The sequence below is a fragment of the Sphingobium xanthum genome, from assembly GCF_019737615.1.
Lineage (GTDB): Bacteria > Pseudomonadota > Alphaproteobacteria > Sphingomonadales > Sphingomonadaceae > Sphingobium > Sphingobium xanthum.
The window spans coordinates 298,468-314,280 of record NZ_JAHKKS010000001.1; the positions used below are offsets into that span (position 1 = coordinate 298,468).

Here is a 15,813-nt window from a genome sequence, read left to right on the forward strand (position 1 = left end):
TTCAGGCGCGCGAGCGCGGTTCAGCGCCTTGGCGCGATCCACGACTCGGTGACAGCTTCTATCGCCGGAACGCTCCGGGGATAGGACGGAACCGTCATCACCGATCCTTAAGGATAACGCGAGAAGTCCTGTTCCTGTGACGTCATGAACTCGAGTAGTACGGGTTTTCCGGCCTGCGTCGCCGTGATTCCGCGCTTTATGGCGGGTACGATGTCCGCGACCTTGCTGACGCGCTCGCCATGGCCGCCGAGCGCCTTGGCGAAGTCGGCATAATTGCCGCCAATGTCGGTCGAGCGATATTTTTCCGTCGCGGTCGGCATCACGTTCAGCTCCATCGCCATGGAGCTGTTGTTGAGCAGGATCGACATGATCGGCAGCCGCTCGCGCACCGCCGTCTCGAAGTCCATGCCGGTGAAGCCGATGGCGGCATCACCCCAGACGTTGATGCAGAGCTTGTCCGGGCAGGCGAGCTTTGCGCCGAGCGCGAGGCCAAGCCCGTAGCCAAGCTGCGTCGTCTTGCCCCAGCCAAGGAAGGTGTGCGGCGCGCGCGTCTTCCAGAAGGGCGAGAGCTGATCGCGGGGCGAGCCGGCGTCATGGGTGATGATCGTATTGGCGACGTCCACCGTGTGCTGCAGGTCCCACAGCACGCGATACGGCGTGATCGGCTCCTGATCGCTGGTCAGCTTGGGCAGCCACTTGGCGAACCAGTCGTCGCTCACCTTCTTGATCTCGGCGGTCACGACGCTCGCATCGCGCGGCGTGCCGCCGACAATCGCTTTGCACGCCTCGATGAGCGCACGCAGCGTCAGCTTGGCGTCACCGATCAGCGCGACCTCGGTATCGACCGCGCGGTTGATCTCGACCGGATCGAGCGTCGAATGGATCACCGTCTTGCCGGTCGGCATGCGGATGCCGAACGCGGTGGAGGTGAAGCTGCAGCCCGCGCCCAGGATCAGATCCGACTCCTCGAGGAAATAGCGAACCTGATACGGCATGGCCGCGCCGCCCGAGCCGAGCGAGAGCGGATGCGTCTCGTCGAAGCTGCTCTTGCCCGGCAGGCTGGTGCAGACCGGGATCGCCAGCAGCTCGGCCAGCTCGGCGAGTTCGGCATAGGCGCTCGCCCAGTGAATGCCCTGACCAGCATAAAGCACCGGGCGCTTGGCGGCGCACAGCAGCTCGGCCGCCCGCGCCACCTGCGCGGGGTCGGGCGCGAACTTGGTGCGCAGCACCGGCTTGTAGTCGACCTCGGCGCCTTCCTGCTCCAGCACGTCGAACGGCAACTCGACCAGCGCCGGTCCGCCGCGCCCGTTGCGCAGGGCGGTGAAAGCGCGGCGCATGACCGCGTTCACATGGCCCGGAAAGTTCAGCGGTTCGGCCGACTTGGTGATCTGCGCCATGTTGCGCACGCTGTTGAAATTGCGGCCGACATGCGCGATCGGCGTCGCATAGCCGCCGGGCAGGAACAGGATCGGCACGGACTCGCCATAGGCCTGCGCCACGCCGGCATAAGCGACTTCCGCGCCCGGCCCGTGCTGGCAGGTGAACACGCCGAGCTTCTCGCCCTTGGTCAGGCGCGAATAGGCGTCCGCCATGTGCAGGCCGATGCGCTCCTGACGCGGGATGATCGTGCGCACGTCCGCAGCGGCCGCCGCCTCCAGCAAGGCATTGCGCGGGTAGCCGAACAGCACTTCGACGCCTTCGCGCTTCAAGATGTCTATGATCGCGTCGGCGGCTTTCATGCGTGTCTCCCATGCCAATCGGATGCAGCGCGCCTCGAGGCACGGCGGAGAATCCCCTAGGGTCAAGCCGCGTGACTGGCCAGCGAAAATGGTTGGTTTCTCCCACGATTATGGCGGCGTGCAAAGGGTCGTGGAGGTCGCGCGGGACGGCGCATGCGGCACGGGGGAAATCGATACGTTGTAGATCGTGAAACAGTGTTGCGATCTATGAAACAATGAGTCAAAGGTCGAAGCACGTTGAGATCATCAAAAAGGTCATGGGAGAATCGATGTCTGAAGTGTCTCGCGAGGGTCTTCGCCTCTATGATTCGCACGCGCACCTCGTTTCGAGCGACGACGCGCGCTATCCGCGCAACCCTTTCAAAATGAAGCCCTCGCCGGACGGGCGCCCCGCGCTTCGTCCGCCCTTTGGTCCGGGCACGATCGGCATTCCCGGCGGCATGCATGGCCCGACGCCGGTCAATGAAAAGCCGACCGCCGAGCAGCTGCACCAGTGGATGGCCGAGGAGAATGTGGTCAGCATCGCGGCGGTGCAGAAGGGCATGATCTACGGCACCGACAACAGCTATATCGTCGATGCCGCGGACATCTTTCCGGACGAAATGCGCGCGATCGTCATCCTCGACCCCGAGGAGGAGAAGACGCTGCCAGAAATCCGCGCAGGCGCCAGCCGCGGCATCGTTGGTGTGCGCTATTTCCCTGTAAATGTGGACGACAAGGTCGCCTGGTTCGGCTCGGAGAAATCCGTCGCCGTCTGGGCATTGTGCGATGAGCTGGGCCTCGCCGTCGACATCGAAGGGCCGCCCTGGGAAGGCGAGGAGCTGATCCCGGTGATGGAATCCATGGCCGACCGGTTCCCGAACACCCCGATCGTGCTCGATCACCTGTTCATGCCGGACGTGACCAAGCCGAATTTCGGCATCGATGCCATTTATGACGGCTATCGGACGCGGCCGAACGTCTATCTCAAATGGACCTCGCTCAGCATGGACGTCATCCGCGAGCAGGGCATTTCGGTCCCGGACGTGCTGCGCCGCGCGGTCGATTTCTACGGTGCGGACAAGATCATGTGGGGCTCGGACATCGGCACGTCCTCGGGCACCTACAAGGAGATGGTCCAGCGCGCCGTCGATTCCACAGTGCTGCTTACGGACGAGGAGCGCCGCAAGGTGCTGCACGACACCGGCCGCCGCGTCCTCATGAAGTGGGACGGCACGGACTGAGGTTGGCGATCACTTCGTCCTTCGCTCGGTTGCATTGTGGAACGGCCGTAACGGGAGCAGCTGTCATCACCCCACCTCTGAAGAGGAGGGGTTAAAGGCCTCAATCACTCGCGAGCCGCCGCCACCTTCTCAATCCTCGTCGAGCGAAAGCCCGTCGTCGATCCGCTCCATCAGCAGCGAGAGGAAACCCAGATTGCTGCGAATCTCGGTCATGGGGATGCCTTCGAGCAGCTTGCTGCGCAGCGCTCCGGTCACGGCGAGCATTTCACCGAGCGCGGTAAAGCCGGCGTTGGTCAGCTTCATGTGCTTGTTGCGGCGATCGGAGGGGTCGGGCAGGCGCTCGACCAGCCCGTCCGCCTCCAGCATGTCGAGCGTGCGGGTGAGCGTCGGGCCTTCGATGCCGACACGCTTGGCGATCTGGATCTGTGTCGTGTGGGGCGGCGCGTAGGCGATGGCGGACATGGCTTCCATGCGCGAGGCGCTGTGGCCCAGTTCGCGCAACTTGTCGTCGAGGAGCGATCGCCAGCGGCGGCCGGTCAGCACGATGGACATCGTGAGGCCGAGCTCGGGCGCGGGATAGCCTTCCCTGGAGGGAAGGATGGTCCCGAAGATGCTCTCGTCGTCGGCCATGGTCGCGATGCTGTTCGTCAAAATCTCCTGCCCCCCTCCTGGCGGCAGTTGCCGGACTTTCCGGCGTTCCGCCTTGTGGAATGGCTCAACGTTAGAGGCCGAATGAAATCCGCGCAACCACGCATCCTCCCCTGACGGGCCAACGGGTTGGGCCGGAGTGAGGAAGGGCCGCGAGATCATCCCGAAATTTTGTCGAAACGAGCAGTGGCGCCCCGGCGCATCCCTTGATATCCATCGGTCATGTCGCACTGCGGCATAGGCCGGGCGTGGATCGAACAGGGGGTAAGCTGATATGGCGACGATTCAGTCCTTGGCGGGGAAAAGCCTTCAGGAGCGGATCGAGGACGCGCTGGTTCACCGCATCGGCAAGGACACGCAGGCCGCACTGACGCATGACTGGCTCGCGGCCACGATCTACACGCTGCGCGATGACATCATCGAGCGCTGGATGGCATCATCCAAGGCGTCTCATGCTGCGGGTGCGAAAAGAGTCTATTATCTCAGTCTCGAGTTCCTGATCGGCCGATTGCTGCGCGACGCGCTCGCCAATCTCGGCGTGTCGGGCGAGGTGCGGGCGGCGCTCGCGGCGCACGGCGTCGATCTCGACGAGATCGAGGAAATCGAGCCGGATGCCGCACTGGGCAATGGCGGGCTCGGGCGTCTCGCCGCCTGTTTCATGGAGAGTCTGGCGACGCTCGATATACCCGCTTATGGCTATGGCATCCGTTATGTGAACGGCATGTTCCGCCAGCGCATCGACGATGGCTGGCAGGTCGAGCTGCCGGAAAACTGGCTGGCGCACGGCAATCCCTGGGAGTTCGAGCGGCGCGAAAGCGCTTATCGCATCGGCTTCGGTGGTGAGGTGATCGGCGACGCCGACGGCCAGGTCCAGTGGAAACCGGCGGAGCAGGTGATCGCGACGGCCGTCGATACGCCCGTGGTCGGCTGGCGCGGCAAGCGCGTGAACACGTTGCGCCTCTGGAATGCCTTCCCGATCGACCCCATCCGGCTGGACGCCTTCAATGCCGGTGACCATGCCGGCGCGCTGGCCGAGCAAGTGCGCGCCGAGAGCCTCGTTCGCGTGCTTTATCCTGCGGACTCGACTGCAGCCGGTCAGGAGTTGCGCCTACGGCAGGAATATTTCTTCTCGTCCGCGTCCATCCAGGACATCGTCCGGCGGCACATGCAATATCATGGCGACATCCAGACCCTGCCGGAAAAGGTCGCTATCCAGCTCAACGACACGCATCCGGCAGTCTCGGTCGCCGAGTTGATGCGCTTGCTCATGGACGATCACGGGCTGGAACTGGCCGATGCCTGGGTGATGACCAGAGCGACCTTCGGCTATACGAACCACACCTTGCTGCCCGAGGCGCTGGAGAGCTGGCCGCTGCCGTTGTTCGAACGGATGCTGCCGCGTCACATGCAGATCGTCTACGCGATCAACGCGATGGTGCTGCGCGAGGCGCGAACCAAGAAGATCCTCGAGGATGGCGCGATCTCATCGATCTCGATCATCGACGAGAGCGGCGAACGGCGCGTGCGCATGGCCAATCTCGCTTTCGCCGGTGCGCACAGCGTCAATGGCGTGGCGGCGCTTCACACGGAGCTCATGAAGCAGACCGTGTTTTCCGATCTGCATCGCCTCTACCCCGATCGCATCAACAACAAGACCAATGGCGTGACGCCGCGCCGCTGGCTGCTCGAGTGCAATCCCGGGCTGACCGACCTCATTCGCGAGGCAATCGGCGACGGGTTCATGGACGATGCCGAGAAACTCGTCGATCTAGCGCGCTTCGCCGAGGACGGCAGCTTCAACGCGAAGGTCGCCGCCGTGAAGCGCGCCAACAAGGAAGCGCTGGCCGCGCATCTCAAAACGCATATGGGCGTCCGGCTCGATCCCGGCGCGCTGTTCGACGTCCAGATCAAGCGCATTCACGAATATAAGCGCCAACTGCTCAATCTGGTGGAGACCGTCGCGCTTTACGACCAGATCCGTAGTCATCCCGAGCGCGACTGGGTGCCGCGCGTGAAGGTCTTCGGTGGCAAGGCGGCGCCGAGCTACCATAATGCCAAACTGATCATCAAACTGGCCAACGACATCGCGCGCCGGGTGAACAGTGACCCATCTGTGGGCGGCTTGCTCAAGATCGTGTTCGTGCCGAACTATAATGTGAGCCTGGCCGAGAAGATCATGCCCGCGGCCGATCTCTCCGAGCAGATCTCGACCGCCGGCATGGAAGCCTCGGGCACCGGCAACATGAAGTTCGCCTTGAACGGTGCGCTGACCATCGGCACGCTCGATGGCGCCAATATCGAGATCAAGGATCGGGTCGGCCACGAGAATATCGTCATCTTCGGACTCACGGCGGACGAGGTCGCCGAAAAACGCGCATCGGGCTATAATCCGCGTGCCGTCATCGAAGGCTCGCGCGAGTTGCAGCAGGCTGTCTCTGCCATTGCGTCGGGCGTCTTCTCTCCGGACGATCCGGACCGTTACAAGGACCTCATCGGCGGCCTCTACGACCACGACTGGTTCATGGTCGCCGCCGATTTCGAGAGCTATAGCCAGGCGCAGCGCGCGGTGGACGAGCGCTGGATCGATCCGACCGGCTGGCAAGCGGCCGCCATCCGGAACATTGCGAACGTTGGCTGGTTCTCGTCAGACAGGACCATCGCCGAATATGCGAAAGACATCTGGGGAGTTATGTGAAGCCGCCCCAAGCGGCCATTGAAGCCCTGCTTGCAGGCACACATGCCGATCCCTTCTCGCTGCTTGGCGTGCATGAAGGCCCGGAAGGGGTTTTTGCGCGCGCCGTCATTCCCGGTGCAGACAGCGTCACCGCGCATGATCTCTCAGGTGAACTGCTCGGCAAGCTAGCGCGGGTCGATCCGCGCGGTCTCTTCGAAGGCACCATCGAAGGCCCGCGCCAGCCGGTCAAATATCGCGCCGTGGGCGGCGAGGGCGCCTGGTGGGTGAGCGATCCCTACAGTTTCGGGCCTGTGCTCGGCCCGGTCGACGATCTGCTCATGGCCGAGGGCACGCATTTCCGCCTGTTCGACAAGCTGGGCGCGCATCTGATCGAGCATGAGGGCGCGCGCGGCGTCCACTTCGCGGTCTGGGCGCCCAATGCTCGGCGGGTCGCCCTGCTCGGCAATTTCAACGATTGGGACGGGCGCCGTCACGGCATGCGCCAGCGCGCCGACATCGGCGTGTGGGAAATCTTCGTGCCCGATGTCGGCGAATGGCAGGCCTACAAGTTCGAGATCACCGGACCGGACGGCGAGATTCAGCCGCTCAAGGCCGATCCGTTCGCCTTCGCGTCCGAATTGCGACCCAAGACCGCCTCCATGACGATGGCGACCGGCAAGGCCGACTGGGGCGACGAGGGGCATCGCGCCTATTGGGCTTCGGTCGATCCGCGCCGCGTGCCCATTTCCATCTACGAGGTCCATCCCGGCTCCTGGCAGCGCGACGCGCATGACTGGTTCCTGACCTGGGATGCGATGGCCGAGCGGCTCATTCCCTATGTGGTCGAGATGGGCTTCACCCATATCGAGTTCCTGCCGGTCAGCGAGCATCCCTATGACCCCAGCTGGGGCTATCAGACGACCGGCCTCTACGCGCCGACCGCGCGCTTCGGCGATCCGGCCGGCTTCGCGCGCTTCGTGGATGGCGCGCATCGGGCCGGCATCGGCGTGCTGCTCGATTGGGTGCCGGCGCATTTCCCGACAGACGCGCATGGCCTCGCCCGCTTCGACGGGACGGCGCTCTACGAGCATGAGGATCCGCGCCTTGGCCATCATCCGGACTGGGACACGGCCATCTACAATTTCGGGCGGCGCGAGGTCTCGAGCTTCCTCGTCAACAATGCGCTGTTCTGGGCGGAGCGCTATCATGTCGATGGCCTCCGCGTGGATGCCGTCGCCTCCATGCTCTATCGGGACTACAGCCGCGCCGCCGATCAATGGATCCCCAATCAGCAGGGCGGCCGCGAGAACTGGGAAGCGGTTGCTTTCCTCCAGGCGATGAACAAGGCCATGTACGGCGCGCATCCCGGCATATTGACGATTGCGGAGGAGTCCACCTCCTGGCCCGGCGTGACCCATCCGGTCCACGACAACGGCCTCGGCTTCGGCTTCAAGTGGAACATGGGCTTCATGCATGACACGCTGAAATATATGGCGCGTGACCCCATCCATCGCCGGCACCATCATGACGAGATCACCTTCGGTCTGATGTACGCCTTCGCCGAAAATTTCGTGCTGCCGCTGAGCCATGACGAGGTCGTTCACGGCAAGGGATCGCTGCTGAACAAGATGGCCGGCGACGACTGGCAGAAATTCGCCAATCTGCGCGCCTATTACGCGCTGATGTGGGGCTATCCGGGGAAGAAGCTGCTGTTCATGGGGCAGGAGTTCGCCCAGCGCCGCGAATGGAGCGAAGAGCGCGCGCTCGACTGGGAGCTGCGCGACGCGCTGTCTCACGAAGGCGTGCGCAATCTCGTCCGCGATCTCAACGGCCTGTATCGCGATCTTCCCGCCCTGCATGCGCGCGATTGCGAGGGTGAGGGGTTCGAGTGGCTCATCGTCGATGACCGCGACAATTCCGTCTTTGCCTGGCTGCGCAAGGCGCCGGGCGAGAAGCCGGTGGCGGTCATTGCCAATATGACGCCTTTCGCCCGCGAAAATTACCGCGTGCCCTTGCCAGTCGGCGGAATCTGGCGAGAAATACTGAACAGCGATGCAACCGATTATGGCGGCAGCGGTATCGGCAATATGGGTCGAGTCACGGCCAGGGACGGTGCCGCGAGCGTGAGATTGCCGCCGCTGGCGACGATCATGCTGCTGAGCGAAGGATGAAGCGATGGGGATGCCGGTGCGCGAAATGAGAGGACAGCCGCTGGCGCGCGAAGCCATGGCCTATGTGCTGGCCGGCGGGCGCGGCAGTCGCCTCATGGAGCTGACCGACAATCGCGCCAAGCCCGCCGTCTATTTCGGCGGCATGTCGCGCATCATCGATTTCGCTTTGTCCAATGCGCTCAACAGCGGCATCCGCCGGATCGGCGTCGCCACGCAATACAAGGCGCATTCGCTTATCCGCCACATGCAGCGCGCCTGGAACTTCATGCGGCCGGAGCGCAACGAGAGCTTCGATATCCTCCCCGCCTCGCAGCGCATCGACGAGTTCCACTGGTACGAGGGCACGGCCGACGCGGTCTTCCAGAATATCGACATCATCCAGGCGCACGCCCCGCGCTACATCGTCGTGCTGGCCGGCGATCACATCTACAAGATGGACTATGAGATCATGCTCCAGCAGCACGTGCGGGAAGGCGCGGACGTTACCGTCGGCTGCCTGGAAGTGCCGCGCATGGAGGCGACCGGCTTCGGCGTCATGGCGGTCGACAAGAAGGGCCGCATCACCGATTTCGTCGAGAAACCGGCCGATCCGCCGGCCATGCCCGGCAAGCCGGATGTCGCGCTCGCTTCCATGGGCATCTATGTGTTCAACACGGATTTCCTGTTCGACCAGCTCCGCCGCGACGCCGAGACGCCGGACAGCAAGCGCGATTTCGGCGGCGACATCATCCCCTATATCGTCAAGCACGGTAAGGCGGTGGCGCATCTCTTCTCGCACAGCGGCATTCGCGCGGCGGAGGAGATCGAGGAATATTGGCGCGACGTGGGGACGCTGGACGCTTATTGGGAAGCCAATATCGATCTCACCGACGTCGTTCCCAAGCTCAACATGTACGATCGCGACTGGCCGATCTGGACCGACCAGATCATCGCCGCGCCCGCGAAGTTCGTGCATGACGAGGAGGGACGGCGCGGCATGGCCGTCTCCTCGCTGATCTCGCAGGATTGCATCGTCTCGGGCGCGAGCGCCTGGCGCAGCCTGCTGTTCACCGGCGTGAAGATGGGCAGCTATTCCGACGTCAAGGAAGCGGTGATCTTGCCCTATTGCAACATCGGCCGCGGCGCGCGCCTCAGCCGCTGCGTCATCGACAGCGGCGTGCGGATTCCCGAGGGACTCGTCGTGGGTGAGGACCCTGTGCAGGACGCCCGGCGTTTTCGCCGGACCGATAGCGGGATCTGCCTGATCACCAAGTCGATGATCGATCGGCTGGGATGAGTTGTTCTTTTTGGCTCTGACCTTCTATTCATTCACGCCGTGACCGATCTCACTGTCCTTTCCCTCGCATCGGAATGCTGGCCGCTGGTCAAGACCGGCGGCCTGGCGGATGTTGTGGGCGCGCTGCCGGTAGCGGTGGAGCCGCATGGCGTCGCGATGACGCGCATGATCCCGGGCTATCCCGCCGTCATGCACAAGCTCGGCCGCAAGCGGACGCTGCACAAATATGACTCGCTGCTCGGCAGCCCGGCCCGCATCCTCGCGACGAAGCATGACGACCGGCCGCTGCTCGTCCTCGATGCGCCGGCTTATTATGATCGCGATGGCGGGCCCTATTCGGATCCCATGGGGCGTGACTGGTTCGACAATGGCTTGCGCTTCGCGGCCCTCGCCAGGGCCGGAGCGGATGTCGCCGCCGGGCGCGCGGGCCACAAGCCGTTCGACGTGCTGCATGCGCACGACTGGCAGGCGGGGCTTGCACCGGCCTATCTCGTCCATGGGGCGAATGCCGACCACCGTCCGGCCAGCGTCATGACGATCCACAACATGGCGTTTCAGGGCTTTTTCGGCGCGGATTTCTTCCCCCGGCTGGAGCTGCCGCGCGCGGCCTTCTCCATCGACGGCGTCGAATATCATGGCGGCGTGGGCATGCTGAAGGCGGGTGTCATGCTGGCCGATGCGATCACGACCGTCAGCCCGCGCTATGCGGAAGAGATCAAGAAACCGGAATTCGGCATGGGGCTGGAAGGGCTCATCTTGGGACGCCAGGACCGGCTGTCCGGCATTGTCAACGGCATCGACACGCAGGAATGGAACCCGGCGACTGATCCGGCACTGAACGCGCCTTTCACGGCCAAGGCGCTGGCGGGTCGCGCGGCCAACAAGCGCGCGATCGAAACGGCCTTTGCGCTGACGCCGGGCGATGGCCCTTTGTTCACCGTCATCAGCCGCCTGACCTGGCAGAAGGGCATGGACGTGCTCATCGAGGTGCTCGACCATCTGGTCGGCCTCGGCGGACGGCTTGCCTTGCTCGGCACCGGGGACGCGGCAATCGAGGCCGGGCTTCATGCCGCCGCCGCGCGGCATCCGGGGCGCATCGGCGTGCGCATCGGTTATGACGAGAAGCTGGCGCATCTGCTGCAGGGCGGCGCCGACGCGATCCTCATCCCCTCGCGCTTCGAGCCTTGCGGGCTCACCCAGCTTTATGGGCTGGCCTATGGCTGCGTGCCGATCGTCGCGCGGACCGGCGGCCTCGCCGATACGGTGGTCGACACCAATGTCGCGGCGATCGCGTCGAAATCCGCAACCGGCCTCCAGTTCTCGCCCGTCAGCTATGAAGCGTTGGCCGACGCCATAGCGCGTGCGATCAAGCTCTATGGCGACGCGGCCGTCTGGAAGCAGATCCAGCGCAGCGGCATGGCGGCGGATTTTTCCTGGGACCAGAGCGGCCGCGACTATGCCGCGCTCTATCGTCGGCTGAAGGAGCCTCAATGACTATTTTGACGATGCCGACGACGCCGTTCGACGGGCAGAAGCCGGGGACGTCCGGCCTGCGCAAGAAGGTGAAGGTCTTCCAGCAGCCCAATTATTCCGAGAATTTCATCCAGTCGGTCTTCGACGTGGTTGAGGGCAAAGAGGGCGCGCTGCTCGTCATCGGCGGCGACGGGCGCTTCCACAATCGCACGGTTATCCAGCAGGCGGTCCGCATGGCCGCCGCCAACGGCTTCGGCAAGGTGCTGGTGGGGCAGGGCGGCATTCTCTCGACGCCGGCCGCGAGCAACGTCATCCGGCAATATGGCGCGATCGGCGGCCTCGTCCTCTCCGCCAGCCACAATCCGGGTGGGCCGGACGAGGATTTCGGCATCAAGTATAATGTCTCCAACGGCGGCCCGGCGCCGGAGAAGATCACCGAGGCGATCTATGACCGCACGACGACGATCGACCGCTGGCTGACCGTGGAGGCGGCGGATATCGATCTCGATGCGATCGGTACGGTCGAGGTCGGCGGCATGAGCGTCGAGGTGATCGACAGCGTGGCCGACTATGCGGCGCTCATGGAGGCCCTGTTCGATTTCGATGCGATCCGCGGCATGGCAGATGGTGGCTTCACCCTCGCGTTCGATGCGATGAGCGCGGTGACGGGCCCCTATGCGCACGAGATTTTCGAGGGGCGGTTGGGCTTCGCGCCGGGCACGGTCCGCAACGGCACGCCGCTCGAGGATTTCGGCCATCATCATCCCGATCCCAATCTCGTCCACGCGAAAGAGCTCTACGATCTGATGATGAGCGCGGCGGCGCCCGATTTCGGCGCGGCGTCGGACGGCGATGGCGACCGTAATCTCATCATCGGCAAGGGCATCTTCATCACGCCCTCGGACTCGCTCGCGATGCTGGCGGCCAATGCGCATCTGGCGAAGGGCTATGCGGGCGGCCTCAAGGGCATCGCCCGCTCGATGCCGACCAGCGCGGCGGCGGATCGCGTGGCCGAGGCGCTCGGCATATCCTGCTTCGAGACGCCGACAGGGTGGAAATTCTTCGGCAATCTGCTCGATGCCGGCATGGCGACCATCTGTGGCGAGGAAAGCGCGGGCACCGGCAGCGACCATGTGCGCGAGAAGGACGGTATCTGGGCCGTGCTGCTCTGGCTCAACATCCTCGCGATACGGCAAGTGCCGGCCAAGGCGCTGGCGCAGGATCACTGGGCGCGCTTCGGCCGGAACTATTATGCGCGGCACGACTATGAAGCACTGTCGACTGACAAGGCCAATGCGCTGATCGCCGAGCTGACGGCGGCGCTTCCCGCGCTGCCCGCCACTGCGCACGGCCCGCTCGTCGTCGCGGCGGCCGACAGCTTCTCCTATGCCGATCCTGTCGACGGCTCGGTGAGCGCCAATCAGGGGCTGCGGGTGATGTTCGAGGGCGGCTCGCGCATCGTTTTCCGCCTCTCCGGCACCGGCACGGAAGGCGCGACCCTGCGCGTCTATCTGGAGCGCTACGAGCCTGCGGGCGGGACGCTGGACGCCGAAACACCCGATATGCTGGCCGATCTCATCGCCGCGGCCGACGCCATCGCCGGGATCGTCCGCCACACCGGTCGCACCGCACCCGACGTCGTTACATGAGCGACGCGCCCGGCGCCCGGCTGACGCGCGGCGGGGCCGAGTTCGCCGTATGGGCGCCCGATGCAACGGCGCTCACGCTCTGCCTGTTCGACGGCGAGGCCGAGCGTCCTCTCTCCATGGCGCGCAAGGGCGACGTCTGGCGCGTAAAGGTGCCGGCTGTCGCGGCAGACCAGCTTTATGGCTATCGCGCCGACGGCCCGTGGCAGCCGGATCAGGGGCTGGCCTTCGACCCTGCCAAGCTGCTCGTCGATCCCTATGCGACGGCGATCGATCGCCCATTCGTGTACGACCCGTGCCTCGGCGAGCGCGGTGTGGATACTGCCGGACTGGTGCCGAAGTCCGTTCTCCAAAAGCCGCTCGCCGATGTGCGCCGGACGCCGCCGCGCTTCCACCCTGCGGGTCTCGTCTACGAGCTCAACGTGCGCGGCTTCACCATGCTGCACCCGGACGTGCCGGAGCAGCAACGCGGCACCGTCGCCGCGCTCGCCCATCCCGCGATCATCGCGCATCTGCGCAAGCTGCATGTCGCGGCCATCGAGCTGATGCCGATCACCGCCTGGATCGACGAGCGCCATCTGCCGCCGCTCGGCCTTACCAATGCCTGGGGCTATAACCCGGTCGTGCCGATGGCGCTCGATCCGCGCCTCTGCCCCGGCGGCATGTCGGAGCTGCGCACGACCGTCGCCGCGCTGCATCGCGCCGGCATCGGCGTCGTCCTCGATCTGGTCTTCAATCACACGGGCGAGAGCGACCGGCTCGGCCCGACGCTCTCGATGCGCGGCCTTGGCGAGCGGCGTTATTACGCGCTGGAACCGGACGGGCGGCTGATCAACGATACCGGCACCGGCAACACGCTCAACTGCGCCGAGCCACAGGTGCGCGCGCTCATCCTTGCCAGCTTGCGCCAGTTCGTGCGGCAGGCTGGCGTCGACGGTTTCCGCTTCGATCTGGCGCCGATCATGGCACGCGGTCCGGGCTTCGAGCCGCAAGCGCCGATCTTCGCCGAGATTGCCGCCGATCCTTGGCTTGCCGATCGGCTGCTCATTGCCGAGCCGTGGGATATTGGCCCCGGCGGCTATCAGCTCGGCAATTTTCCATCGGACTGGATCGAGTGGAACGATCGCTATCGCGACGATATCCGCCGCTTCTGGCGGGGCGACGAAGGCATCGGCAAGGCGGTAACGCGCATCGCCGGGTCCGCCGATCTGTTCGGCAAGCCCACGCGCAGTGTCAATTTCCTCGCCGCGCATGACGGCTTCACCCTCGCCGACACGGTCGCCTACGAGGAACGCCACAACGAAGCCAATGGCGAGCAGAATCGCGACGGCCATGGCGAGAATTTCTCTTGGAATCACGGTGTCGAGGGGCCGAGCGACGATCCGGCGGTGATCGCGGCGCGGCAGGCGGACCTGCGGGCACTGCTCGGCACGCTCTTCGCATCGACCGGCACGGTCATGCTGACCGCCGGCGACGAATTCGGCCGTAGCCAGCGGGGCAACAACAATGCCTATGCGCAGGACAATGATCTGAGCTGGGTCGACTGGGCCGGGCGCGATCTTGCGCTGGAGGACTTCGCGGCCGCGCTCTCCGAAACACGGAAGGAGCATGCCGCGCTCTTCGCGACCTTCCCCGAGCCCGGCACCTGGTATCGCGCGGATGGCGTCGATATGACGGTTGCCGACTGGGAGTCTCCCGCCACCGATTTCGCGCGTTATGAGGCGGTTATCGAGGATGGCGGGCGCTATCGCCTCACGATCGATCGGGTTGCCCGCAGAGTAATCGTTGACATTGTCCAGAATTGCGTGGAAAGCCCGGCTCGCTGAGGGTCGCGTGAGGACTCAACATGCTCGCTTTTCATTGAGCGCATGATTTGCAGCAATTTCCGGCATTGCGCATGAACGCGGAACAGGGAATCGTTGCAAAGCTCATGATTGAGCGATTTCATCCTCGCGCGCCGCGTCAAGGAGAGAAGGCATGAAGGATTTCGAGGGTCAGCTCGCTTTTATCACAGGCGGCGCGTCCGGCGCCGGCTTCGGGCAGGCCAAGGTTTTTGGGCGTGCCCGCGCAGAGATCGTCATTGCCGATGTGCGCGCCGAAGCGGTCGAGAAGGCCGTTGCCGAGCTGCGCGAGGAACAGATCAAGGCGCATGGCGTCGTCCTCGACATCATGGATCGCGACGCTTATGCGGCAGCCGCCGACGAGGTCGAGGCGGTCTGCGGCCGCGCGCCGACCATCCTCTCGAACACGGCGGGCGTGAACAGCTTCGGTCCGATCGAAAACACGACTTATGATGACTTTGACTGGATCATCGGCGTCAATCTGAACGGCGTGATCAACGGCATGGTCACCTTCGTGCCGCGCATGATCGCAGCGGGCGTGCCCGGCCACATCGTCACCGTCTCCTCGCTGGGCGGATTCATGGGCAGCGCGCTGGCCGGCCCCTATTCCGCCGCCAAAGCCGCGAGCATCAACCTGATGGAAGGCTATCGTCAGGGTCTCGAGAAATACGGCATTGGCGTCTCGGTCGTAACCCCGGCCAATATCAAGTCGAACATTGCGGAGGCGAGCAAGCTGCGTCCGGCGAAATACGGTACCAGCGGCTATGTCGAGAATGAGGACAGCATCGCCTCGCTCCACTCGATCCACCAGCATGGCCTTGATCCCGAAGCGCTCGGCCAGGCGATCAAGAAGGGGATCGAGGAGAATGCGCTCTACATCATCCCCTATCCCGAAGTGCGCGAGGGGCTGGAGAAGCATTTCGCCGCGATCGTGGACTCGGTCGCCCCGATGGAGAGCGATCCCGAAGGCGCAAGGCTGCGGGTCGAGGCCCTGGTCAACTGGGGCAGGGACCGCACCCGCGTCTTCTCCGAAGGCAAGGAAGGCGCCTGACGAAATCCCGGGGCGTGGCGGCTACTGCGCCGCGCCCTTTTCGCACATGATAACCGAACAAGATGCCAGGA

Annotated in this window: 10 protein-coding genes; 8 read left to right on the forward strand and 2 right to left on the reverse strand. The window is 64.5% G+C overall.

The features are described from left to right. Positions 1–107: 107 nt before the first annotated feature. Positions 108–1,739, reverse strand: coding sequence for a thiamine pyrophosphate-requiring protein (locus tag KM135_RS01510; RefSeq protein ID WP_221712126.1), 1,632 nt, complete (start codon positions 1,737–1,739; stop codon positions 108–110). Between the two features lie 269 nt (positions 1,740–2,008). Here KM135_RS01510 and KM135_RS01515 point away from each other — a divergent pair, with 269 nt between their 5' ends. Then, complete coding sequence (locus KM135_RS01515) at positions 2,009–2,962, forward strand: amidohydrolase family protein (RefSeq protein WP_221712127.1); 954 nt, start codon at positions 2,009–2,011, stop codon at positions 2,960–2,962. A gap of 129 nt (positions 2,963–3,091) precedes the next feature. On the opposite strand, the gene KM135_RS01520 is transcribed toward KM135_RS01515, so the two are convergent. Then, a complete protein-coding gene (locus KM135_RS01520) occupies positions 3,092–3,613 on the reverse strand; it encodes a MarR family transcriptional regulator (RefSeq protein WP_221712128.1) in 522 nt (173 codons plus the stop codon). Between the two features lie 271 nt (positions 3,614–3,884). Here KM135_RS01520 and KM135_RS01525 point away from each other — a divergent pair, with 271 nt between their 5' ends. The 7 genes from KM135_RS01525 (at position 3,885) to KM135_RS01555 (ending at position 15,742) form a co-directional block, all read left to right on the forward strand. Further along, positions 3,885–6,305 (forward strand): glycogen/starch/alpha-glucan phosphorylase, encoded by a 2,421-nt coding sequence (locus KM135_RS01525; RefSeq protein WP_221712129.1) that lies wholly within the window; start codon positions 3,885–3,887, stop codon positions 6,303–6,305. Further along, positions 6,302–8,455: a 1,4-alpha-glucan branching protein GlgB gene (gene glgB, locus KM135_RS01530; protein WP_221712130.1), complete on the forward strand. Its 2,154-nt coding sequence runs from the start codon at positions 6,302–6,304 to the stop codon at positions 8,453–8,455. The genes KM135_RS01525 and glgB overlap by 4 nt, the downstream gene beginning before the upstream one ends. Positions 8,456–8,465: 10 nt before the next feature. Further along, positions 8,466–9,731 (forward strand): glucose-1-phosphate adenylyltransferase, encoded by a 1,266-nt coding sequence (gene glgC / locus KM135_RS01535; RefSeq protein ID WP_221712513.1) that lies wholly within the window; start codon positions 8,466–8,468, stop codon positions 9,729–9,731. 39 nt (positions 9,732–9,770) lie between these two features. Beyond that, positions 9,771–11,225, forward strand: coding sequence for a glycogen synthase GlgA (gene glgA / locus KM135_RS01540; RefSeq protein WP_221712131.1), 1,455 nt, complete (start codon positions 9,771–9,773; stop codon positions 11,223–11,225). Continuing rightward, positions 11,222–12,853, forward strand: coding sequence for an alpha-D-glucose phosphate-specific phosphoglucomutase (locus KM135_RS01545; protein ID WP_221712132.1), 1,632 nt, complete (start codon positions 11,222–11,224; stop codon positions 12,851–12,853). The genes glgA and KM135_RS01545 overlap by 4 nt, the downstream gene beginning before the upstream one ends. Next, positions 12,850–14,676 (forward strand): glycogen debranching protein GlgX, encoded by a 1,827-nt coding sequence (glgX, locus tag KM135_RS01550; protein WP_221712133.1) that lies wholly within the window; start codon positions 12,850–12,852, stop codon positions 14,674–14,676. Before KM135_RS01545 ends, glgX begins: the two co-directional genes overlap by 4 nt. Positions 14,677–14,827: 151 nt before the next feature. Next, positions 14,828–15,742, forward strand: a complete 915-nt coding sequence (locus KM135_RS01555) for an SDR family NAD(P)-dependent oxidoreductase (protein WP_221712134.1) — start codon at positions 14,828–14,830, stop codon at positions 15,740–15,742. Positions 15,743–15,813 lie beyond the last annotated feature (71 nt).

Coding starts and splice junctions, on each gene's coding strand:
- KM135_RS01545 (WP_221712132.1), top strand. CDS start 11,222: ATGACTATTTTGACGATGCCGACGACGCCGTTCGACGGGCAGAAGCCG.
- glgC (WP_221712513.1), top strand. CDS start 8,466: ATGCCGGTGCGCGAAATGAGAGGACAGCCGCTGGCGCGCGAAGCCATG.
- KM135_RS01555 (WP_221712134.1), top strand. CDS start 14,828: ATGAAGGATTTCGAGGGTCAGCTCGCTTTTATCACAGGCGGCGCGTCC.
- KM135_RS01510 (WP_221712126.1), bottom strand. CDS start 1,739: ATGAAAGCCGCCGACGCGATCATAGACATCTTGAAGCGCGAAGGCGTC.
- KM135_RS01525 (WP_221712129.1), top strand. CDS start 3,885: ATGGCGACGATTCAGTCCTTGGCGGGGAAAAGCCTTCAGGAGCGGATC.
- KM135_RS01515 (WP_221712127.1), top strand. CDS start 2,009: ATGTCTGAAGTGTCTCGCGAGGGTCTTCGCCTCTATGATTCGCACGCG.
- glgX (WP_221712133.1), top strand. CDS start 12,850: ATGAGCGACGCGCCCGGCGCCCGGCTGACGCGCGGCGGGGCCGAGTTC.